This window comes from Lactobacillus hamsteri DSM 5661 = JCM 6256, assembly GCF_000615445.1.
In the GTDB taxonomy this organism is placed as follows: domain Bacteria; phylum Bacillota; class Bacilli; order Lactobacillales; family Lactobacillaceae; genus Lactobacillus; species Lactobacillus hamsteri.
The window spans coordinates 20,281-44,116 of the sequence record NZ_BALY01000007.1; the positions used below are offsets into that span (position 1 = coordinate 20,281).

The following is a 23,836-nucleotide window of genomic DNA, read 5'->3' on the forward strand; positions in this document are numbered from 1 at the left end:
AATATAATTTAATACAGCAACCATTATACGTTCTTTCAGCTAATCTGCCAAATGAACATTTATACAAAAAGAAGCAGCCCCAATGGGACTGCTTCCACTAGATCGTAAGTAATTACTTCTTCAAGCCATACTTCTTGTTGAACTTTTCGATTCGACCATCTGCTTGAGCAAACTTTTGCTTGCCAGTGTAGAATGGGTGAGAATCTGATGAAACTTCAACACGAATTAATGGGTAAGTATTACCTTCGTAATCTACAGTTTCCTTTGATTCCATAGTTGAACCTGCCAAGAACTTAGCACCAGTAGCTGAGTCCATGAATACAACTTTATGATAATCTGGATGGATACCTTGTTTCATAATTCATTTCTCCTTTTGCCATGATCATCTTTCAGATCATAGATTAATCGATTAACAGCACATAGGATACCATTTTCAATGCTTTATTTCAAGATCTTTTCCTATTTTCCTTGCTTTAAAATGTCGCTTGGCCTAATTTCTTTACCAAAGTAAGGCTTTAATTCCTTATTGTAATCATAGGTGAAGAAACTTTCGCGGTTTAATTTATCAATTTCATGATTCATCCAATTTTGAAGAGACTTGTTTCCTCTTTTTACAGCTGGGGAAATATATTGATTTGGTCCAATATTTTTAATACCTACCGTAAATTTAGGATTGCGTTTTACCCATGCATAAAGATATGAATTATCATCAGCAAGTGCCGCACCACGATCATTTTTAATTGCATTAAATTGTTGGGTCTTAGAATCAAATTTAAGCAAACCTACGCCTTTTTGGCTAGTAAAGTAATTTTCGGCCGTTGTCCCTTTAGTTACGATAACATTCTTGCCTTGCAATTGTTTTGCGCTAGTAATTGGTGCTCTTTTAGGCGAGATAACACCTACGGAGACCTTCATGTACGGCTTGGCCCAAGAAACAACTTTTTTACGTTCTGGCGTAACGGTAAAATTAGCCAAAATCATATCAGCTTTATTTGAATTCAAAGTATCCACACGATTGTTAGCATTAACTTGAACAAAGCGAACTTTAACGCCTAGATCTTTTGCAACTCTACGTGCCAAACGCACATCATACCCAACGCGTTTTCCTTGTGAGTTAACCCAACCGTACGGTGGCAAATCGCCAAAAACGGCAATGCGAATATAACCGCGACGCTTAATTGAAGAAACATTATTTTCATTATTCCATCTGCTTCCAGATGCCGATCCATTAAGTCCCGGCTGCGTAATTCCAAAGAAAGCCGCTGTCGCAATCACTAATACAGCCAGGATGCCCATTATCCAATTAAAAATCTTTTTCGTCATTTTATTTTTCCTCTAGAAATCCATACTGTCTAAAAATTCTTGCGCACGTTTAGTTTGAGGATGAGCAAAGAATTCTTTACCTGGCGTGTCTTCCACAATCTTGCCATCTTCTAGGAACAAAACTTCATCGGCAATCTTAGCGGCGAAATTCATTTCGTGAGTAACAATAATCATTGTCATATGCTCGTTATCGGACAATCTTTGAATAATTTCTAAAACGCCACGCACCATTTCTGGATCAAGAGAGGCTGTCACTTCGTCAAAAAGCATAATTTCGGGATGCATTGCTAAAGCCCGTACAATAGCAATTCGTTGTTTTTGACCACCAGAAAGTTCCCGAGGATATGCATCTGCATAATCGGCTAACTCTACTTGTCCTAGAAGCTTTTGCGCTTCCTTGCGAACTTCATCTTCATTTCTTTTTTGCACCTTAACTGGAGCCAAAAGAATATTTTCCATAACAGTTAAATTAGGAAACAAATCATAGCTTTGGAAAACCATGCCAATCTTTTGGCGAAGAGCTTGCCACTGCTTAGGACTAGGATTTATTTCTTTACCATGAAAATAAATTTTTCCATCTTCATAATCTTCAAGTCCATTCAAAGTTCTCAAAAGCGTACTCTTACCTGAGCCGGATGGACCAAGCAAAGTTAAGACTTCGCCTTTTTTCAAACTAAAATTAATATCATGAAGTGCTTGCCAGTTACCATAAAACTTATTTAAATGTTCAACTTTTAAAATTTCTTCTGTCATATTTCTCACCTATTTTTGCTTAGCTGTTAAACGTTTAGCCCATGCGGACAATGGATAATCCAAAATGAAATACAAAATAAAGATAAAACCGTAAACCCAGAAAACTCCGGTTGGGTATTGTTGGTTATTTGCTTCGATTATTTGCTGACCAACGTTGATAACTTCCATAATATTGATAATCATTAAAAGCGAAGTTGTTTTAATTACTCTTGTTGCTAAATTAATCGTTGCCGGAAGCTCTAATTTAAATGCCTGTGGAATCAGCACATAACGGAAAAGCTGCAAACGACTAAGTCCTAAAGCCATCCCCGATTCACGCTGATTTTTTGGCACAGATTCAATTGCCCCACGGACAATATCACTAAATTCTGCACCCACCCAAAGAGCAAATGCCAAAACCGACATCCAGGTTGCTGGCCAATTAACGTGAAGGCTTCTTGGCAAAATATAGTAAACCAGGTAAAGCAAAACTACAGTTGGCACTATTCTAAAAAATTCCAAATAGATGCGTAAAATAAAGCGAACAGGTCGATTCTTCAATGTTCTTAAAACACCAAAAATTGTTCCAATTGCCAAACCGATAATAAGTGCTAAAACTGCGATCCAAGTTGAAGTCCAAAGTCCTGCCATTAACCGAGCAAAGTTGCGTCCTTCGAATAAAACATTAATCCCCGAATGAAGCATAACGTACTCTCCTTTCAAGCCAATTTAAAACTAAAATTACCGGAATTAAGATGATTGCATAAGCAACCACAAGCATAAATAAATATTCGTTAGAACGGTAATACATTCCGATCAAATCCAAAGCAGTATTAGTCAACTCTGGAATCGCAATAACTGAAAAAATTGATGTTTCTTTTATTAAGAAAACAATATTGGCAGTCAAAGCCGGCATGCTTAAACTAAAGCCTTGTGGAAAAACGACGTATCTTGCCAGTTGCAAATTGTTCATTCCTAAGGCCTTGCCACTGCTGATTTGACTTGAGCTAACACCATTAAATCCGCCTGTAAATCCTTCGGCCATATAAGCTCCGCCTAAAAAAATCAGGCCCACAATACCGCAGACTTCTGCCGACATTTTTAATCCAAATACTGGAAAAGCGTAATACAAAAAGAATAATTGAATTAACAATGGAGTATTTCGCGCTACTTCTACGTAGGCCGTGAAAATTTGACTAAGTACCGGCACTTTAAAATATTGAATTAAACTTGTAATTATCCCCACAATTATCGAGCCAATGATTCCAATTAACGATAGCCATAAAGTCAGTTCAAAGCCTTTGGCAAAAACTGGCAAAGCTTGCTGGATGACTGTCCAACTCATGTTATGTCTCCTCTCAACAACAAACAAAAAAGGGACCTAATCATAGGTCCCTTTTATCAAAAGCATTAAAAAAGATCTACGAGATTTCAGCTCTCGCAGATCTTTTTGCTTTTTAGATCAATCTTAAATTAAACAGAAATACGAAAACTGAATTTTTGAGCATGTGAAATAAACTTGCAACAAGCACAAGTACAACAGTTAGTATTTACGTTCATCATGTTAACTAAATTCATTTTCCGTACTCCTTTCTAAAAATATAACTTATTTGAAGTAAGTTACTTATTAACTGTAACCAATATATAATTTTGCTTACTTATTGTCAATAATTTTTCAATAAACTATTTATATTGACCTTGATTACTTTTGCTTATCATTGATCCGACCATTTACTTTTTCCGCATATGCATCAATCTTCTTAAGACTGCTGTTAACGCCCCAGAAGTAGAAAATCAATGAAACGATAATGATTAAAACAAAATCAAATGGATATTTAATCCAGTTTTGCCCGCCGAAGCCATCGCTACCCATATAAGACATGAGTGAAATAAAAATCATATAAATAATTAGCCACCATGCATGTCTTAGTTGTTCTTTCAGATTAGAATGCTGATATTTTACTTCGTAATAAATATAAATCGGCAGCCCCAAAGCGATAACAAAGATAACTTGCACGGTTGTTGGCCACATTGACCAATAAATTGCTAAACTCGTTAAAACAAAAGCTGCAGGTGCAAGCCACTTCATATATCTTGGACCAAATGGTCTTTTTAAGTTTGGACTAATCTTGCGAAGTGCGATAACTGTTACGGGGCCAGTCAGATAGGCAATCAAAGTTGAAGCTGCAATAACTGTTGCCAGCAAATTCCAATTTCTAAACACACTAACCAAAATTACCGCTAAAACGAAATCAGTAATCATCGCAAAACGCGGAATCATATATTTACGGTTAAGTCTTCCCAGCCAGCTTGGCAAATGCTTAGTGTGCGTCATTGCTGCCAAAGCTCGTGAAGCTGTCGCAACAAAGGCCACACCTGTTCCAAATGGTGAAACAAAGGCATCAAGATAGAGTAAAATCACCAGCCAATTAATGCCTAAAATAATCGCAATATCCGCAAATGGTGATGTAAAGTTGATGCCATGCCAGCCTACTTTGGCTAAAGTTGCCGGCTCAATTGCTCCAATAAAAGTTACCTGCAACAAAATATAAATAATTGCAGTAATAATCATGGAAATCAAAACCCCACGCACAATATTTTTGCGTGGATTTTTTAATTCTCCACCCATATTGATAACTGTTTGAAAGGCATCGTACGACATGATAATCCCTGAAACCGAAGTTGCTTCAAAAATTGATCTTGATCCATATGGCATAAATTCATGCAAATTAGTTCCAAAGTTTTGAACATGGAAACCACTATAAACTAAAGTGATAATTGTTAAAGTTGGAAGCAAAATTTTGAAAACCGAGATCAAATTTGTGAAATGCGTCATCAATTTAACTGACCAATAATTAATCAGTGTAAAAACGAGCATGAAGACAAAAACAACAAACAAACCTTGGGTTGTTATATTGCCTTTTTCCATAAAATGTCTTGTCCAATTTGCCCAGGACCATGGCCATGACGACATATATTGAACAGCAGCCACAGCCTCCATTGGTACTAAAGTAATCAATGAAATCCAATTTGCCCAAGCCGCAATAAAACCTAAAAGCGGTCCATGACTGTATTGCGCATAGCGACTCATTCCGCCACTTTCCGGAAACATTGATCCTAATTCAATGTAGGTCATCGCAATCGCAATAATAATGACGGCACCTAAAATCCAAGAAAGAATCGCAGCTGGACCAGCAATCCGGGCAGCTGAGCCTGATCCAAACAGCCAGCCCGATCCAATTAATGAATTGAGGGCCAACATTACAGCAGAAAATAATCCTATTTTATGTACTTTTAATTTATCCAATATTCCTTATCCCATTCTAATATTCTCAATTTCAATCAAAAATATTAGTTAATGGGATATTCGGCCGTTAATTCATGAACAGAATTTTTAACATCATCAATAACGCTTTGATCGTCAGAATTGTTTAAAATTTTAGCAATTAAACGTGCAACTTCACGAGCGTCATCTTCTTTAAAACCGCGACTAGTAATTGCTGGCGTACCAATTCGCAAACCGCTAGTCACAAATGGACTGCGTTGATCGTTTGGAATTGATTCCTTATTGGTTGTGATATTGACAGAATCAAGCAAGCTTTGAGCATCTTTACCTGTTAAACCGGTCTTAGTAATATCAATAATCATTAAATGATTGTCTGTACCGCCAGAAACAACGCGAATATTTTCACTCTTATTAAATTCATCAGCCATTGCAGATGCATTCTTTACAACTTGTTTAATGTAATCTGTAAATTCTGGTTGTAAATCTTCATAAAAGGCTTGTGCCTTTCCTGCAATAACGTGTTCAAGCGGACCACCTTGCGTGCCTGGGAAAAGTGCAGAATTAATCTTCTTGCCAATTTCCAAATTGTTAGAAAGAATCATTCCGCCACGAGGACCACGTAAAGTCTTGTGTGTTGTAGTCGTTACAACATCGGCAACAGGAATTGGACTTGGATGAGCACCCGTTGCAACAAGACCGGCAATATGGGCCATATCAACCATTAAATAAGCACCAACATCATCGGCAATAGCACGAAATGCTTCCCAATCGATAATACGGCTGTAGGCAGATGCGCCAGCAACAATCAATTGTGGACGAACTTCTTCAGCGATCTTTTTAATTTCGTCAAAATCAAGTTCTTCAGTTTCAGGATTCAAATCATAACTGTATGACTTGTAAAATTTGCCTGAGAAATTAACTTTTGAACCGTGAGTAAGGTGGCCACCGGCATCCATACCCATTCCTAAAATCTTGTCGCCTGGCTTTAATAATGCGCCATATACAGCCATGTTAGCTTGTGAACCTGAGTGAGGCTGAACGTTAGCAAATTTACAATTAAACAATTTTTTAGCGTAATCAATTGCTAGTTGTTCAACTTCATCAATATATTGACACCCACCGTAATAACGCTTGCTAGGATAACCTTCGGCATATTTATTGGTTAAAACAGAACCTTGTGCTTCACGCACGGCATCAGAAACAATGTTTTCAGATGCGATAAGTTCAATAGTATCTTCTTGACGTTTTTCTTCTTTTTTTATTGCTTCCCAGAGTGCTGGGGATTTTTCTGCATATTTCAAGTAAAGAAGCCTCCTTTTAAAAAGCTAAAATATTAAGTTTTATTATACTACATTAAATTATATTGACACCGTGTCACTTTTACTAATAAAATTATTTCATAATAAAAATTCAATTTAGAAGGTGACTTGAATAATGACCGCTCAACAAAAAAAGATTATTAAAACAGCCTCCAAAATTATTGAAAAGGATGGCATTGAAAAATTAACAATGCGCAAGTTGGCCAAACAGGCTAAGCTTCATCCCAATTGCTTATATCAAAATTTTGAAAACAAAAATGAAATTCTCAAACATGTGGCTAAAAGCATGACTGATGATGTATTAAGCGAAACACGTTTTGAGAATAAAAATGCTAAGGAGCAATTAATCTTTGCTGTATCCGCATTTTTAAAAAGATTAAGCGAACAACCTCACGTAATTGATTTTGTTTTTTTCAATAAAGACATTGATCAAATTTTACCTGAAGACAGCATCAGCATCCCTAATCACTTCATTGGCAAAATTAATGCGGCAATTAATGAACGCCCAAGCAATAAACAAGTTGACACCCAAAACTTATTCATCAGAATTTTGTCAACAATTCATGGCTTGGCAATGATGATCAAACAAGGGATGCTCGCTTATCATCCACAGCTTGCCGAAGTTCGGCTTGCTTATATCTAATCATATTTTTTATTTAAGAAAGGAGTGATTTGTCCTTTATGGATAATCACAGGCAAAAGCCTTGGCATTCAGAAAGTATTTCTGAAACTTATAAAAATTTAAATACACAAGAAGATGGTTTAAGCTCTAATGAAGCACAAATTCGTCTTGAGAAAAATGGCCCTAATGAACTAGAGGGACAAGCACCTAAGACAATTTTGCAAATGCTTAAAGAGCAACTTTGGGATCCAATGATTTTTATTCTTTTGGGCGCTAGCGGCTTTTCCGCAATCTTAAAAGAATGGCCCGAAGCAATCGTCATTTTATTAATCGTTGTTTTAAACGCAATCATTGGTATCGTACAAGAAAAAAGAGCTCAAACTTCTTTAGCTGCTTTACGCAAAATGAGCGCGCCAAAAGCTAACGTGATTCGTGATGGTCAAATGAAAATTATTCCTGCCAAAGAGTTGGTAGTCGGCGACATCGTGAGCTTGCACGATGGTGACATGGTTCCTGCCGATTTGCGTTTAATTGAAACAGCTAACCTTAAAATTCAGGAATCCTCTTTAACAGGTGAATCCGTTCCTGTAGAAAAAAATGCAGATGAAATTCTTGTAAATGACTGTCCTATCGGTGATCGGACAAATATGGCCTTTTCTTCTTCAATCGTAACTTACGGCCGCGGAACGGGAATTGTCACAGCTACTGGCATGGCTACAGAAATGGGCGCAATCGCCGGCATGATCGAAAATGAAGATAACATAGAAACTCCTTTGAAGAGAAAACTTAATTCTGCCGGTAAAGTTTTAACTGTAGTTGGTTTGATTATCTGCGTAGTTATTTTTGCTATCGGAATTATGTATGGACGTCCGCTTGTTCCGCAATTTTTGGTAGCTATCTCACTTGCGATTTCCATTATTCCTGAAGGTTTGCCAGCAACAGCAAGTATCGTGATGGCTTTGGGCGTTAAGCGCATGGCTAAGAAAAATGCTTTAATCAAAAAATTGCCAGCTGTTGAAACTTTAGGCAATGCTACCGTAATTTGTTCTGATAAAACTGGTACTTTAACCTTAAATAAAATGACAGTCACTGAGGCTGCCTTCGCTGATAACTTAAAAAGCGGCAAGACTACTGAAGTTAAAGACATTAAATCAAATCAACTTTCAAATGAATTAGCTTTGGCTGGACTTCTCTGCAATGATGCGAGTTTTGATCCTGAAGACAAAGAAAAAATTATCGGTGACCCAACTGAAGGAGCTTTAATTCCGTTTGCGGAGCAATTTAAACTTCAATTAAATACTAGAAATAAATACCCACGCATTGGTGAACAGCCTTTTGATTCAGATAGAAAAATGATGACATCTGTTCATGAAATCAACAATGAAAAAGTTGCTTACACTAAAGGTGCTATCGATGAACTTTTAAATCGTTGCACAAATATCTCAACAAGAACAGGAATAAGAAAATTAACAGAAACCGACCGCGAACAGATTTTATCTTTGAACAAAAAAATGTCTGAAGATGCATTGCGCGTGTTAGGTTTTGCTAAGCGAAATGTTGACGCCGTTAACTTAAACAGCGATTTAGAAAATAATCTTACTTTTATCGGAATGGTGGGCATGATCGATCCGCCCCGTGAAGAAGTTGCGGAATCTGTTAAAACTTGCCGCGACGCAGGTATTCGCACAATTATGATTACGGGCGACCATAAAATTACTGCTTTAGCGATTGCTAAAAAACTTAATATCTTCAAGCCGGGTGATTTGGCAATTTCTGGTCAAGAATTAGATCAAATGAGCGATGCGGAACTAGACGTCGCAGTAAGAAAAGCCACTGTTTTTGCCCGCGTTTCCCCTGCTGACAAATTGCGGATTATTAAAAGCTTAAAACGTAATGGTGAAGTAACCGCCATGACAGGTGACGGTGTAAACGATTCGCCGGCTTTAAAGGCTGCAGATATCGGCGTGGCAATGGGAATTACCGGTACGGACGTTGCTAAAAATGTTTCAGATATGATCTTGCTTGATGATAGCTTCACTACAATTGCGACAGCGATTAAGGAAGGCCGCCGTGTTTACCGTAATATTCAAAAAATTATTCAATTCTTGCTTGTTGGTAATATCGCGGAAATTTCGACGCTTACGATTGCTACAATTTTCAATTGGGATGCCCCACTTTTGGCAATCCACATCTTATGGGTAAACTTGGCAACTGCTACTTTACCTGCCTTGGCATTAGGCGTTGATCCGGCAAGTCCAAACATTATGAAGCATAAGCCAGTTAAATCTGGAACTTTGTTTGAAAAAGACCTAGTATGGCGAGTTATTACTCAAGGACTTTTTGTAGCTGTTCTTACTTTGACAGCTTACTGGGTAGGTGCTCAAACTGATAATGCAATTACTGGTCAAACAATGGCCTTCGCAGTTTTAGCACTTTCTCAAATGATTCGTTCATTCAATCAACATTCCAATACTGATCCAATTTGGAAGCGCGGTTCCGGCTTCAATTTCTGGTTAGTTATCTCATTTGCGGTTTCCGCATTCTTCATGGGACTTATCTTGCTTGTTCCAAGTTTGCAAGAAGTGTTCTACGTAACTAACTTGAGTGCTGGCCAATGGATTGTGGTGATTGCCCTTGCTCTTCTTTCAATCGCACATGTTGAAATTAGCAAAGGCTTCAAAAAGATTCGTAAAGCTAAACCTATTTTTGGTTAATGAAAAACTCTCAGTTTTTATGCTGAGAGTTTTTTTACTTTTTCACAGGAATCCTAATCACTGTCTTCATATTTTCCGGTTTTGATCGTCTTGGATCAGACAAATGAACTACACCGGCACTAAAGTGCCGGGTTTCTGGGAACGCCGAGTAGTGTTTAGGATCTTATATTGATTGCTCAAATACCCAACTCACAGAACTCAGCTATTTACCATGCCAGTCCCTGACCATTTGGCTTTGCTTTATGCAAGATATTAACTGCCGCATTAATATCCCGATCATGCCTAGTTTGACACTTAGGACAAATCCATTCACGAATCTCTAATGGCTTAGCGCCACTATTATAGCCGCATTCTGAACAAATTCTGGAAGTGTTTTTGGGATCTACCGCAATTAGTCTTTTACCATACCACCTGCACTTATATTCCAGCATTTGTCTGAACGTCCGCCATGAAGCATTAGAGATAGCTTTAGCCAAATGATGATTTTGAAGAAGATTTTTGGTTTTCAAATCTTCGATAACAATCACATCATATTGCTTAACCAAATGCGTCGTTAGCTTATGAAGATAATCCTTACGCTGATTAGCTGCTTTAGCTTGATAGACAGCTTTCATCCGTTGGGCTTTTTGCCAATTGGCAAAGCTTTCCAAGCTTCTAGGACAAAGCACTTTTCTATTTTTATCCTGCAAAACTAATAGCTTGGCCAAGTGTCTGCGGCGGGAATATTTTCTTTGCCATGCTTTGGCTTTCTTTTCAAAATAAGAGCCATCAAAACTAGGGTACTTCAAGCCATTGGACAGAATTGCCAAATCAGCCACGCCGACATCAATGCCGATTTCTTTGCCAGTCAAGCAGGGCTTCTGGGGTTCAGGTGCTTCCGCCTGCAGAAACAGATAATATTTCCCCGTTGTTTCAAGCACAACCGTATAACGCTTGATTTTAATATTTTTCAAAACTCCGGTCTTGCTTGTCTTAATATATCCTAATTTAGGGATCTTTAAATACCGCTTGCCAGCAATTTTGATAATTGACTTGCCTGTATAAGACTTCTTCAAATACTTGCGCGAATGAAAACGAGGCTTGCCAATTCGGCCGCTTTTATCTTGGAAGAAGTTTTTCCAAGACTGAGTTAAAAATTCATTAACTAGCTGCAGACTTGAAGAATCGCTGTTTTTCAAAAAAGGATATTCTTTCTTAAGCGGCTTAAGCAGGTAATTCAGCTTAAACTTACCTAAAAAAGGCAAATCCTTATTATTCTGATAGCGCTCGTTCATCATAGCCAGCATCTGATTCCAGACAAAGCGATCATTGCCAAACATCTGCTCAAGCTGGTCTTGCTGGTTTTTATTAGGATAGAGCCTTAATTTAATTCCTTTCAGCACATTTGTTCCTCCCTTCTAGTAACATTGTATCAAACATACGTTCAAGAAAGAATGGGAACAAGCAAAAAAACTAAAGAAAAAGCCAATCATCATTATATGATCTATCAATATGTACATGATACAACAGTGGTTTAGTACCTTTAATTATTCCAAGTTTGTGTTTTTGTCGTAATTCATCTATTTTTCCATTTGCGATCAAATCAATTACATCATTTACCTTAGATAAATCATAATGTTTTTTCTTATATTTTTTTGCTGTCCTTAAAAAATATTTTTTAGGAATTACTTTCATTCATCTAAATCCTTAATCCAATTTTCTTTGAAATCAGAAACAGATGAATAAGTTTTTCCATTACTATTTTTATCTTGCATTTCTTTAACAACTTCCATCGCTGATTTATCAGCTCTTGGCGTAAAAGGTAATTTCTGTTGTTGAATTACGGCAGTGTAAAAAAGACGCGTTGCTGTTGCCATATCCATCCCCATAGCTTTAAAAGTAGCCTGTGCTTCTTCTTTCATACTTTTTGGTAATTTCATATTAAAACTAGTAGTTTCGTTCATTAGTATCACCTCTTAATCACTTATTATACATAATAGCAATTAAATAGATATATTTTAGCCTATGTCTTCATTAATCATTCCTCCTCTCTATTTATAAATGCGAAAAAAAGATACATATTTTCTTTAATTACACACATCTTTTAAATTTCTTAACAAAAAACTCCCAGTTCAAATTGAACTGAGAGTTTTATTTTTCTATTATTCCAATAGCAACAAAGAAGTGGCAACTCTTCTGAATGATATTTACTATTACAATCACAAGAGAATTAAGAGCACAATAAAAACCATACTTCGATAAAATATCGAAATATGGTTTTTAACAAAATTAATTAATAATATGTCCCTATTTTTGGGTTTATATCACTTAATTTTTTGCATTAATGACCGCGATGTTTTTTTCGGCGTTTAGCTTGTCTTTGTAAAAAACGTCTTTCTTGTTCTTTACGCTTCCTATTCTTTTTTGCCTTTTTCTTGGCTACCTTTGACTGCTCAAACTGCTTTTTTAAAGCTTGTTGAGCTTTGGTACCAATTGCTTTGTTTTGCGTAGCTTTATGAGCCAACCTTTGAGCTCTCTTAGGGTTAACATGGTGAAACTTTTCCTCTTTTACAGTTGATTGATAGAAATGCAACTGCGAGTAATGATCATTCACCAATCTAAGTATCTCTGGCATACTTGGCAGGGATGCTCCTAAATTTACTTGTGCTACTTCATAATTAATACCATCTATCCGTTCAAAAATTGCTTTATAAAACGGATCATCAAAGACAATAGTCAACTCACCTTTAATCATAATGCGTTCCTCCTAATAAAAATTATCAGGAAAGATGGACATCCTAGGAGGAAGGTTACTGATATAAAGTTAAGATTATATATCCGGACTACCAACCGAATCGTGTTTTTACTTTCCTTAGAGGAAATTATAGCATATTATACAAACTTATGTTTTGATATAATAATATTCATTAAATAAAGATGGGAGATATACTATGCCACGTAAAAAAAATGTGTACCACTACAGAACTTATACAGCATCTTAAGGCTAAAGGTATAACATTCAACCACATGAGTACGGCTGAAGCACAACGTATGTTAGATACAACAAATTACTATTTTAAGTTAACTTCTTATAGAAAAAATTTTGCTAAAGATAATGAAGACAAATATATCAATTTAGATTTTGCTTATTTAACAGATTTAGCTGCCATTGATGCACAGTTAAGAGAATATCTTTTAGAACTTACATTAGACATAGAGCATGGTATTAAAACATTTATCATTACCAATATTTCGAATAATCCCGAAGAAGATGGCTATTCAATAGTCCAAGAATTTAAAGACAAATATCCTGCACAATATGAACACACTTTAACTCAATTAAATAAAAATAGATATTTACATGATTTATACCAAAAATACCATTCAGATATGCCAATCTGGGTATTTATGGAAATTTCTTCATTTGGTGTTCTATCATTATTTACAGACTTTTATTACAAAAAATATAAAACTAAAAATCTTAGACAGATTCACTCTCATTTAAAGTTTTGTAAAAACATTAGAAATGCTTGTGCACACAGCGATCCCTTTTTAATAAATCTTTTTTCCGATAAAGAATTTCTACGACATCCTTCTGCCCCTGTAATGTCTGTTGGAGAAAATATGAATATTTCCAAAGAATATATTACAGATTTAAAAATAAATGATTTAATCTCTACATTTTATCTTCATCAAAAAATTCAAAGTGATAAATTAGCAGAACACAGGGTTAGAGAGGGAAAGAGACTTTTAGCTAGATTTAATCGGCACAATAAATGGTATTCAGAGAACCAAAAAATTAATACTTTTATATCAATACTTACTAAACTAATTGACTATCTAAAGTAAAAAGTCTAATATAGTGATCGAGGAAATAACGGTTAGACCGTTAGCTAATTAAGACAATAGTTAAGATTGGTTATAGAAAAAAGCTCCAACATTTGTTGGGGCTTTTTTGTTGTATTTAACTTGTAATAACTAGTGAGATTAAATTCCTTTGCAATACTATGTGTTGGTAGCCTATGGAATACCTTTTCTACTTGACAGGGAATGTATCATTTTACACTAAGAGCTTTTTCTATTTGGCATACATTTTGGCATACAACCTTATTATTTTTTATTCTTTTTGAGTTGGTATCATTCCTTAAAACGCTTTTAAATCAAGGTTTACCATTCAAATCACATTGTCCGCCTATTCCCACTCAATAGTGGAAGGTGGCTTACTCGTCACATCGTAAACTACACGGTTAATATGATCACATTCATCCACAATTCTTGTAGATATCTTGCCAAGCACATCCCACGGAATCTGTGCAAAGTCCGCAGTCATCCCATCAATTGAAGTTACAGCACGAATACCAATAGTGTAGTCATAAGTACGTCCATCACCCATAACGCCAACTGAACGGATTCCCGGTAAAACAGTAAAGTATTGCCAAATCTTTTCTTGAAGACCAGCCTTCTTAATTTCATCTCGTAAAATCGCATCAGATTCACGGACAATTTCAAGCTTGTCTTCAGTAACTTCTCCTAAAACACGGATACCCAAACCCGGACCTGGGAACGGTTGACGCCATACCAAATCATGAGGAATACCTAATTTTTCACCAAGAACACGTACTTCATCCTTAAAAAGCTTGCGAAGTGGTTCAATCAGCTTGAAGTGCATGTCCTTAGGGAGTCCACCAACATTATGGTGTGACTTAATAGTTTGCGCGGTGTTAGTTCCTGATTCAATCACATCTGTGTAAAGAGTACCTTGAGCCAAGAAATCAACATCCTTCAACTTCTTAGCTTCTTCATTGAAGACTTCGATAAATTCTTTACCGATAATCTTACGTTTCTTTTCAGGGTCAGTTACGCCTTTGAGCTTGTCCAAGAAGCGTTTTTGCGCATTAACGCGAATAATATTTACGCCCAAGTCTTTGTTCAAAGCTTTCATAACTTGGTCGCCTTCGTCTTTACGGAGCATGCCGTGATCAACAAAAATAGCCGTTAATTGATCGCCAATTGCCTTATGCAAAAGAGTGGCAGTAACGCTTGAATCTACCCCACCAGAAAGACCTAAGATAACCTTCTTATCGCCGACTTCTTCACGAATTTCATCGATTTTCATATCAATAAAATCGTCCATCGTCCAATTTGCTTTAGCACCGCAAACTTTAAATGCAAAATTCTTCAAAATATCCAAACCATATTCTGAGTTGCGCACTTCAGCGTGGAATTGAATACCATAGAATTTCTTTTCGTCGTTGGCAATCGCAGAAATTGGACAATTCTTGCTTTTAGCAGTTACTTTAAAGCCCTCTGGAGCCTTAGTTACCAAGTCGCCATGACTCATCCAAACAAATTGTTTTTCTGGCAAATCACTAAACATCACAGCATTTGGATCGGTTACTTCAATATCAGCACGGCCATATTCTGAATTATCAGCCTTCTCTACCTTGCCGCCCAAATCATAAGACATCAATTGCATCCCGTAACAAATTCCTAAAATTGGAATACCCAATTTAAAGATTTCAGGATCAACTTTAAGTGCGCCATCGTCATAAACACTATTTGGACCACCAGAGAAAATAATTCCTTTTGGAGCTATTTTCTTGATTTTTTCGATATCCAAATCATGTGGTAAAAGTTCGGAATATATACCGAAGTCACGGATTCGGCGAGTAATTAATTGATTGTATTGACTACCGAAGTCCAACACGATAATTTTGTCAAAGTCGCTAAGATTCTTCTTTGCCACTGTTTTTGCTCCCTCTTTTCGTATATGTTTTTATCTAACTCTACTAGGAAAAATTAAAAAGGTCAATCACAAAAAATATAAAAACGAATTTTTTACAGTTGCAAAGCTCATTAAATTCGACTTTTACAGCAATCCAAAAAGCAACTATTAGTTGCTCTTATTGCCTAGGCAAATAGATAGACCGCAACCATATCCTCACGTAAAATCATTTATATAAAATATACAAATCAGGATATAGATACGAAAGGAGCTTATCATGACTCTAGGAGAAAAAATTTTTAACCTCAGAACCAACCAAGAATGGTCGCAAGAACAACTTGCAGAAAAAATCAACGTCAGTAGACAAGCCGTCTCTAAATGGGAGAGCGATCAGTCACTTCCCGATGTTGATAAAATTGTCAGTCTAGCACAGCTTTTTAACGTTTCGACTGATTATTTATTAAAAAAGCAAACTGATGAAAGTGAAAATCACACTCTAAACTATTTAGGCGAAAATGTTGCTCAGCAATTTCTAACTGCTAGAAGAAAAGCAGCTCCTAAAATTGCTACTGGCGTAATGTTATGTATCTTATCGCCAATTTTGCTTTTAGGAACTATCGGCTTTAATAAATTAGGAATTTTCCATCTATCCGAAGATTCTGCCGCCGGTATTGGTGTTATCTGCTTACTAGCAATGATCGCTTTTGCTGTTTCATGGTTCATAATGGCTAAACAGCAGATCGAATATCATGAAGAGTTTGAAAAAGAAGAATGTCATCTCAATCTGCAATTACGGAAAAAAATTCAAAATGATCAACAAAAATTCCGTAAAACTTATACTAAAATGATGACAGCAGGCGTTGTTTTATGTATCCTTTCCGCAATTCCTGTTATATGCGGTGCGCTTTTTACGGGAGTGATGACGGGCAAGCAAATTGACAGTTTAATGCTTCTGCTTGTTTGCGGAACCCTAGCTTTAATTGCTACTGGCGTTTATTGCATCGTTCACGCTAATATCATCAAAGACAGCTACGATATTCTGTTACAAAATGGTGATTACACTCCTGCTAAAAAAGCCGGCAAACAAAAAATGGACCGTTTTTCCACAATTTACTGGCTTAGTGCCACTTTAATTTATTTTGTATACAGCTTTTTAACTCATTCTTTGGAAAATAGTTGGCTTATCTGGGTTGTAGCGGGAATCAGCTACGGTATCCTTGAAGCAATTTTTTCCACACGGAACGGCAAGATTGAGCCTCAATAACAAAATCGAACAATTTTAATTAAATTTATTCTTGTGTTCGGTAAATTTCTCTGTTAGAATCAAAGGCAACAAAATTAACAAATCTATATATCGTCGTAATAAGGTCGACAGTTTCTACCTAGAACCGTAAATTCTAGACTATAGTCAAAAAAGTTGCTGAAAATAACAGGACCTTTTTACTTAGTTTCTAGGTAGAAAGGTCCTTATTTGTTTTCAAAAAAGAGGGATAACGTGAAATTATTAGAAGATCGTATTAAAAAAGATGGTGAAGTTTTACCAGGCGATGTGCTCAAAATCAATTCATTCTTGAATCACCAAGTGGATCCGCAACTGATGATGGCCATCGGTGAAGAATTCAAGCGTTTATTCAAAGACTGTCACGTCACTAAAGTCCTTACCTGCGAAGCATCAGGGATTGCTCCTGCAGTAATGGCTGCGTATCAAATGAACGTGCCAATGGTCTTTGCAAGAAAGAAAAAGCCATCCACTTTGAATGATGCTGTCTATTGGGCAGAGGTATTTTCTTACACCAAGAAAGTTAATAACAAAATCTGTGTGGAAGAAAAATTCTTGTCCCAAGACGATACTCTTTTAATCATTGATGACTTCGTTGCTCATGGTGAAGCTGTTAAAGGCATGGTCAACATTGCTAATCAAGCAGGCTGTAAAATCGCCGGAATTGGTGCTGTTGTTGCTAAAACTTTCCAAGGTGGTAGCGAATGGATTCAAGATCACGGTTATCGCTTTGAAGCTCTAGCAAACATTGACAGTTTCCAAGACGGTCTTCACTTTTTAGGAGAAGAATAATGGCAAAAGAAGTTAGTCATAAAAAAGCCGCAATCTTAGGTCTACAGCATTTACTTGCCATGTATTCCGGTGCTATCGCTGTTCCGCTTTTGATCGGAAGCGCGTTAAAATTCAATAGCACTCACATGACTTACTTAGTTTCCATCGACATTTTCATGTGTGGCCTCGCCACATTGCTGCAACTATTTCGAAATCGTTACTTCGGCATCGGCCTTCCCGTTGTTCTAGGTTGTGCGATTCAAGCTGTCGCACCTCTTGAAATGATTGGTCAAAAGTTCACGATCAATACCATGTATGGTGCAATCATCGTCGCCGGAATTTTCGTATTCTATGTTGCAGGTTGGTTTTCTAAAATCAAAAAACTTTTTCCGCCAGTCGTTACAGGGACATTAATTACCGTTATTGGTTTAACTTTAATTCCTGTCGCCTTTCAAAATATGGGTGGCGGAACTGCTTCAGCTAAAGACTTCGGAGATCCTAAAAATTTAATCACCGCGTTTTTCACAATCTTAGTAATCATTTTAATCGAAGTTTTAGCTAAAGGATTTTTAAAATCAATCGCCGTTTTAATCGGTTTAGTTTTAGGAACACTGTTAGCCAGCGGTATGGGCATGGTTTCACTTACACCAGTTTCTCAAGCTTCATGGTTTCACTTGCCACAGTTATTCTACTTTGGCGTTCCTGAATTTGAATGGTCATCGTGCTTAACCATGATTATCATTGCCTTAGTTTCAATGGTCGAATCTACAGGCGTGTTCTTTGCCATTGGTGATTTGCTTAAAAAAGACGTTACTGAAGAAGATTTAAAGAAAGGTTATCGTGCGGAAGGAATTGCCCAAATCTTCGGCGGACTTTTCAACACTTTTCCTTATACAACCTTTTCACAAAATGTTGGTTTATTGCAATTATCAGGTATTAAAACTAAACGTCCAATTTTCTGGGCGGCTGGTTTATTAATGGGAATGGGACTTTTACCTAAAATCGGCGCAATTGTGACGATTATCCCCACTCCTGTTTTAGGCGGAGCAATGCTTGTCATGTTCACCATGATTGCCGTTCAAGGTATTAAAATGCTTGTCAAAGTAGACTTTAACGACAATCGCAATATCTTGATTGTCGCCCTTTCAATCGGCTTAGGCCTAGGAGTTACCGTTTATCCACAAATTTTTCAAAACTTGCCACAAACCGTTCAACTATTCTTAGGCAACGGAATTGTAGTGGCCAGTTTAAGTGCCACTTTACTCAACCTTATTTTAAAAGTAAGGAAGTGAGTGCTATTCAAAAAAGACCTCTTACACAAATTTACTCCAAAGTTTAATGTTACAATTCTATTTTTACCCTAACAAAAAAAGTTTGAACAAAATGTTCAAGCTTTTTCTTTTTGAGGAAAATTCTTAAAAAAGACAATTATTTGGCCTAATTTTTTCCTTTCTTACCTTTTTTCCCATACAATATACATAATGAATAAGAAAGGAATCAATCTATGAAACAAACAGAATGTACAACTATTTTAGTTGGTAAAAACGCAACTATTGATGGTTCAACCATGATCGCACGTAGTGAAGACGGCGGTCGAACTATTATCCCTGAAGGCTTTAAGGCTGTTAATCCCGAAGATCAACCTAAACACTACGAAAGTGTTATTAGTCACCAAGTAATTGACGATGAAGATTTAGCTGAAACTCCACTTCGCTACACTAGCGCTCCTGATGTTTCAGGCGAAAATGGTATTTGGGGTGCTGCCGGCATTAACTCTGAAAACGTAGCAATGACCGCTACTGAAACCATCACAACTAATTCACGCATCCAAGGTGTTGATCCACTTCTTGATCCTTCAGAAGGCGGACTTGGTGAAGAAGATTTCGTTACTTTGACTCTTCCTTACCTTCACTCAGCTAAAGACGGCGTTAAGCGCGTAGGTTACCTTCTTGAAAAATACGGAACTTACGAAATGAACGGTATGGCTTTTTCAGATAAAGACGAAATTTGGTATCTTGAAACTATCGGTGGTCATCACTGGGCAGCTCGTCGTATTCCTGACGATGCTTACGTAATTGCACCTAACCGTTTGAACATTGATGAATTCAAATTTGATGATCCTGACTTTGCTTGCTCAGAAGACTTGAAGGATTTAATTGAAGAATACCACTTGAACCCAGACCGTGAAGGTTACAACATGCGTCACATTTTTGGTTCTTCTACCATTAAAGATGCTCACTACAATAACCCTCGTGCGTGGTACATTCACAATTACTTCGATCCTGACTTTGGCGGCAAGCCAAGCGACCAAGACCAACCATTCATTTGCCACGCAAACCGTAAGATCAGCATTGAAGATATTAAATGGGCTGAAAGCTCACACTACCAAGACACTCCATACGATGCATATGGTGATCAAGGTACTGCTGAACAAAAGAAGACTTTCCGTCCAATTGGTATTAACAGAAACTTTGAAACTCACATTTTGCAAATTAGAAACGATGTTCCTGAAGAAATTGCTGGTGTTCAATGGTTAGCATTTGGTCCAAACACTTTCAATAGTATGGTCCCATTCTACACAAACGTAACTGATACTCCAGAATGTTTCCAAACAACTCCTAAGTTCAACTTGAACAAGATTTTCTGGCTTAACAAGTTAACTGCTCAACTCGGTGACACTAATTACCGTGTTTACGGCGAACTTGAAGATGCCTTTGAACAAAAGAGTTTAGCTCAATGCCACAATATCCAGCATGATACTGATAAAGCCGTTGAAGGCTCAGCGACAAGGACTTACAAGCTAAGCTTGAAGAAGCAAACAAGAAGATGGCTGACACTGTTTACAACAACACTGTTGAACTTCTTGGTCAAATGGTTGACGAAGGTCATGGTTTGATGACTTTGAAGTATGATTTATTAGATTAATCTATAAATAAATTTAACTAATACAAAAAGAGATTGGAAATTCCAATCTCTTTTTTATTATTAATTTTCAACTGAATCCATCACGCCAGGTACATCTGGATCATCAACGATTTTAACATCTGCACCAAGTTGACGTAATTTTTCTTGCACCCGATCGTAACCACGCAAGATATTACCTGCCTTATCAATGACGGTTGTACCATCTGCCATCAAACCTGCAATCATCAAACATGCGCCTGCACGAATTTCACCTGCAGTTACTTCTGCACCATGAAGTTCTTCAGTTGGGTGGGCCAAAATAATATTATCTTCAGCTTGATATTAGCACCCATCTTTTGAAGTTGGGCAATATGACCAATTCGCTTTGGATAGATATTGTCAATCACAACTCCTTCGCCCGTCTTAGCAGTTAAAAGAAGTGGCGTAATTGGTTGTTGCAAATCTGTCGCAAATCCTGGATAAACATCGGTCTTAACTTGAACCATCTTAAGTTCACCAGCAGGATAAACAAATAATGAATCTTCATCTGCATCAATAACAACACCCATTTCTTCAACCTTTGCAAGGTAGGAATCAAGGTGTTCTTCAATAATATTATGAATACGAATACCATTACCAATGCAGGCTGCTAAAGATACATAAGTTCCGGCTTCAATTCGATCAGGAATAATTGTATGAGGAATTTGAGCCTTAAGCTGCTCAACACCTTCAATTCTGATTGAATCAGTACCAGCACCACGAATAGTTGCCCCCATATTGTTTAAAAATGTAGCTAAATCAATAATTTCAGGTTCCTTAGCGGCATTTTCAATAATGGTTTGTCCCTTAGCGGTAACACTAGCCATGATAATATTCATTGTTGCTCCAACAGATGGCATTTTAAGATGAATCTTTGCACCCTTAAGTCCATCTTCAGGAGCAGTAATTATAATTTGGTCATTTTCATTCTTTACACTAGCGCCCAAGGCTTCAAAGCCTTTAATATGTTGGTCGATGGGACGCGGGCCGATATCGTCACCACCTGGAAAACCTACAATTGCTTTGCCAAACCGACCAAGAAGTGCTCCCATGAAATAATAAGAAGCACGCAAACTCTTAATTTTACCAGCTGGCAATGGGCTCATTTTAATATCTTCCGGATTGATTTTTAAAGTGGTTTCGTGAAAATCACAATGTACATCCATTTCAGCCAGCAAATCCATCAAGTTATCAACATCGGCAATCCTTGGAACACCTTCCAAAGTAACCGGGGTTCTAGACAAAATAGAAGCTGGAATTAGCGCAACAGTGGAATTCTTTGCGCCACCAATCCAAACATCACCCTGCAGGGGTTTTCCACCATGAATAATCATCTGCTTCATTGGCGAAAACAAATCCTTTTCTACTTTCAATAATCATTATAATGTTAAAGGATATTTGCAAAAAAAACAAGAGGTGAGCCTTGCTCATCTCCTGTAATTTTAAGCTTTTGTATGATCAAAGTCGATTAAATTTCTTTTGCTGGTAAATCACTAGCAGCACCAATGAATGACTTGAATAAACCTTCTGGACGTTGTGGACGACTCAAGAATTCTGGGTGATATTGAGCAGCGATAAAGAATTTCTTCTTTGGAAGTTCAATAATTTCAACTAAGTGATTATCTGGAGAAACACCACTGAAGACCATGCCAGCTTTTTCAAATGATTCACGGTATTTGTTGTTAAATTCGAAACGGTGACGGTGACGTTCTTGAATAACATCTTGGTCATCGTAAGCTGCACGAGTCTTGGTACCCTTCTTAAGAGTGGCTGGGTAAAGACCTAAACGTAAAGTACCACCGATATTTTCTTCATCACGCTTATCAGCCATAATATCGATAATGTTGTTCTTACAGTCTGGTTCAGCTTCAGCACTGTTAGCATCTTCAAGATTTAAAACATTACGAGCAAATTCAACGCTGGCCATTTGCATACCCAAACAAATTCCTAAGAATGGGATATCATTTTCACGAGCATATTTAATAGCAGTAATCATGCCCTCAAGACCACGCGTACCAAAACCACCAGGAACGATCAAACCATCTGAGCCTTCCATGATTTCAGCAATATTATCTTCAGTAATGTCTTCAGCTTGAACCTTATCTACATCAATCTTGGTATTGTAAAGGTAACCTGCGTGTTGCAAAGCATCAGTAACAGAAATGTATGCATCTTCAAGTTCTACATACTTACCTACTAAAGTAATCTTAGTATGGTGCTTCAAGTTCTTAGCACGTTCATCAAGTCTAGTCCAGGCCTTCATGTCAGCTTCTAGAAGTGGACTCTTAAGACCTAAAAAGTCACAAACTTTTTGATCCATGCCTTGCTTTTGGAATGACAAAGGAACATCAAATAATGATGGTTCGTCAATTGATTCAATAATTCTTTCAACTGGAACATCAGTAAATGTAGAAATCTTATCCTTATGTTCTTGATCAATTGGCTTTTCAGCACGAAGAACAAGCATGTTTGGTTGAATACCAATACTACGAAGTTCTGCAACTGAGTGTTGCGTTGGCTTAGTCTTCATTTCCTTAGCAGCATGAAGATATGGAACTAAAGTACAGTGAATGTACATTACGTTTTCTGCACCAACTTCACGACGCATTTGACGAATTGCTTCCATAAATGGAGTTGATTCAATATCACCAACAGTACCACCAATTTCAGAAATAATTACGTCTGAGTCAGTAGTAAGTGCAGCACGCATGATCTTCTTCTTAATCATATCAGTAATATGAGGAATTACTTGCACAGTTGCGCCATGGTAGTCTCCGCGACGTTCTTTTTCCAAAACTTCTTGGTAGATCTTACCGGTAGTTACGTTAGAATACTTGCTAGTTCTTACGTCAACGATTCTTTCATAGTGACCTAAGTCAAGGTCAGCTTCTGTACCATCATCGGTAACATAAACTTCACCGTGTTGGTATGGGTTCATTGTACCTGGATCAATGTTGATGTATGGATCGAACTTTTGCATAGTAACCTTTAAACCACGGTTCTTAAGCAAACGTCCTAAACTTGATGCTGTAATCCCCTTACCAAGTGAAGATACGACACCGCCAGTAACGAAGATATATTTTGTCATTTGATGCTTTCTCCTTTATCAACGATTCACTATTAAAACAAAAAAGCTCCCTTCA

General features: G+C 37.1%; 20 protein-coding genes, 1 pseudogene and 1 riboswitch. Of the genes and pseudogenes, 7 read left to right on the plus strand and 14 right to left on the minus strand.

The window, feature by feature from the left end; all coding sequences use genetic code 11:
* Positions 1–112 precede the first annotated feature (112 nt).
* The 7 genes from JCM6256_RS03000 to glyA form a co-directional block, all read right to left on the minus strand.
* Positions 113–358, minus strand: coding sequence for a type B 50S ribosomal protein L31 (locus tag JCM6256_RS03000; protein WP_025080339.1), 246 nt, complete (start codon positions 356–358; stop codon positions 113–115).
* A gap of 101 nt (positions 359–459) precedes the next feature.
* On the minus strand, positions 460–1,323 hold the full coding sequence (locus JCM6256_RS03005; protein ID WP_025080340.1) for a transporter substrate-binding domain-containing protein: 864 nt from the start codon (positions 1,321–1,323) through the stop codon (positions 460–462).
* Between the two features lie 12 nt (positions 1,324–1,335).
* Complete coding sequence (locus tag JCM6256_RS03010) at positions 1,336–2,076, minus strand: amino acid ABC transporter ATP-binding protein (RefSeq protein WP_025080341.1); 741 nt, start codon at positions 2,074–2,076, stop codon at positions 1,336–1,338.
* Positions 2,077–2,085: 9 nt separating this feature from the next.
* Positions 2,086–2,760, minus strand: a complete 675-nt coding sequence (locus tag JCM6256_RS03015) for an amino acid ABC transporter permease (protein ID WP_025080342.1) — start codon at positions 2,758–2,760, stop codon at positions 2,086–2,088.
* Positions 2,741–3,400, minus strand: a complete 660-nt coding sequence (locus tag JCM6256_RS03020) for an amino acid ABC transporter permease (RefSeq protein WP_025080343.1) — start codon at positions 3,398–3,400, stop codon at positions 2,741–2,743. The genes JCM6256_RS03015 and JCM6256_RS03020 overlap by 20 nt, the downstream gene beginning before the upstream one ends.
* Before the next feature lie 357 nt (positions 3,401–3,757).
* On the minus strand, positions 3,758–5,362 hold the full coding sequence (locus JCM6256_RS03025) for an APC family permease (protein ID WP_025080344.1): 1,605 nt from the start codon (positions 5,360–5,362) through the stop codon (positions 3,758–3,760).
* A 44-nt stretch (positions 5,363–5,406) separates the two neighbouring features.
* Positions 5,407–6,642 carry a serine hydroxymethyltransferase gene (gene glyA / locus JCM6256_RS03030; protein ID WP_025080345.1) on the minus strand — a complete coding sequence of 412 codons (1,236 nt, stop codon included), beginning with the start codon at positions 6,640–6,642 and terminating at the stop codon, positions 5,407–5,409.
* Positions 6,643–6,775: 133 nt separating this feature from the next.
* Here glyA and JCM6256_RS03035 point away from each other — a divergent pair, with 133 nt between their 5' ends.
* A complete protein-coding gene (locus JCM6256_RS03035; RefSeq protein WP_025080346.1) occupies positions 6,776–7,303 on the plus strand; it encodes a TetR/AcrR family transcriptional regulator in 528 nt (175 codons plus the stop codon).
* A 38-nt stretch (positions 7,304–7,341) separates the two neighbouring features.
* A complete protein-coding gene (locus JCM6256_RS03040) occupies positions 7,342–9,996 on the plus strand; it encodes a cation-translocating P-type ATPase (protein WP_025080347.1) in 2,655 nt (884 codons plus the stop codon).
* A 206-nt stretch (positions 9,997–10,202) separates the two neighbouring features.
* Here the strand turns inward: JCM6256_RS03040 and JCM6256_RS09545 are convergent, their stop codons facing one another.
* From JCM6256_RS09545 to JCM6256_RS03060, 4 genes are all read right to left on the minus strand, one after another.
* On the minus strand, positions 10,203–11,378 hold the full coding sequence (locus tag JCM6256_RS09545) for an RNA-guided endonuclease TnpB family protein (RefSeq protein ID WP_035438228.1): 1,176 nt from the start codon (positions 11,376–11,378) through the stop codon (positions 10,203–10,205).
* A 70-nt stretch (positions 11,379–11,448) separates the two neighbouring features.
* A complete protein-coding gene (locus tag JCM6256_RS03050) occupies positions 11,449–11,670 on the minus strand; it encodes a type II toxin-antitoxin system RelE/ParE family toxin (protein ID WP_025080348.1) in 222 nt (73 codons plus the stop codon).
* The gene (locus tag JCM6256_RS03055) at positions 11,667–11,939 is read right to left on the minus strand and encodes a type II toxin-antitoxin system RelB/DinJ family antitoxin (RefSeq protein ID WP_025080349.1); all 273 of its coding nucleotides are present in this window, start codon (positions 11,937–11,939) and stop codon (positions 11,667–11,669) included. The genes JCM6256_RS03050 and JCM6256_RS03055 overlap by 4 nt, the downstream gene beginning before the upstream one ends.
* A gap of 377 nt (positions 11,940–12,316) precedes the next feature.
* Positions 12,317–12,730 (minus strand): YjdF family protein, encoded by a 414-nt coding sequence (locus tag JCM6256_RS03060; RefSeq protein WP_025080350.1) that lies wholly within the window; start codon positions 12,728–12,730, stop codon positions 12,317–12,319.
* 296 nt (positions 12,731–13,026) lie between these two features.
* On the opposite strand from JCM6256_RS03060, the gene JCM6256_RS03065 reads away from it, so the two are divergent.
* Entirely contained in the window at positions 13,027–13,824 is a 798-nt protein-coding gene (locus JCM6256_RS03065) for an Abi family protein (RefSeq protein ID WP_238318566.1), read from the plus strand.
* Between the two features lie 343 nt (positions 13,825–14,167).
* Here JCM6256_RS03065 and guaA read toward each other — a convergent pair whose 3' ends face one another.
* On the minus strand, positions 14,168–15,721 hold the full coding sequence (gene guaA / locus JCM6256_RS03070) for a glutamine-hydrolyzing GMP synthase (RefSeq protein ID WP_025080352.1): 1,554 nt from the start codon (positions 15,719–15,721) through the stop codon (positions 14,168–14,170).
* 256 nt (positions 15,722–15,977) lie between these two features.
* Here guaA and JCM6256_RS09555 point away from each other — a divergent pair, with 256 nt between their 5' ends.
* The 4 genes from JCM6256_RS09555 to JCM6256_RS09560 all read left to right on the plus strand — a co-directional run bounded on the left by JCM6256_RS09555 (position 15,978) and on the right by JCM6256_RS09560 (position 20,646).
* Positions 15,978–16,964 (plus strand): helix-turn-helix domain-containing protein, encoded by a 987-nt coding sequence (locus JCM6256_RS09555; RefSeq protein ID WP_025080353.1) that lies wholly within the window; start codon positions 15,978–15,980, stop codon positions 16,962–16,964.
* Between the two features lie 63 nt (positions 16,965–17,027).
* A riboswitch (purine riboswitch) is annotated at positions 17,028–17,125 on the plus strand.
* Between the two features lie 70 nt (positions 17,126–17,195).
* Positions 17,196–17,771, plus strand: coding sequence for a xanthine phosphoribosyltransferase (locus JCM6256_RS03080; protein ID WP_025080354.1), 576 nt, complete (start codon positions 17,196–17,198; stop codon positions 17,769–17,771).
* A complete protein-coding gene (locus JCM6256_RS03085; RefSeq protein WP_155833147.1) occupies positions 17,768–19,042 on the plus strand; it encodes a nucleobase:cation symporter-2 family protein in 1,275 nt (424 codons plus the stop codon). Before JCM6256_RS03080 ends, JCM6256_RS03085 begins: the two co-directional genes overlap by 4 nt.
* Positions 19,043–19,254: 212 nt before the next feature.
* Positions 19,255–20,646 carry a C69 family dipeptidase gene (locus JCM6256_RS09560; RefSeq protein ID WP_238318567.1) on the plus strand — a complete coding sequence of 464 codons (1,392 nt, stop codon included), beginning with the start codon at positions 19,255–19,257 and terminating at the stop codon, positions 20,644–20,646.
* An 89-nt stretch (positions 20,647–20,735) separates the two neighbouring features.
* On the opposite strand, the pseudogene murA reads toward JCM6256_RS09560, so the two are convergent.
* Together murA and pyrG are read right to left on the minus strand one after the other, a co-directional pair.
* A pseudogene (gene murA / locus JCM6256_RS09565) lies at positions 20,736–22,036 on the minus strand (UDP-N-acetylglucosamine 1-carboxyvinyltransferase).
* 125 nt (positions 22,037–22,161) lie between these two features.
* Positions 22,162–23,781: a CTP synthase gene (gene pyrG / locus JCM6256_RS03100; RefSeq protein ID WP_025080356.1), complete on the minus strand. Its 1,620-nt coding sequence runs from the start codon at positions 23,779–23,781 to the stop codon at positions 22,162–22,164.
* Positions 23,782–23,836 lie beyond the last annotated feature (55 nt).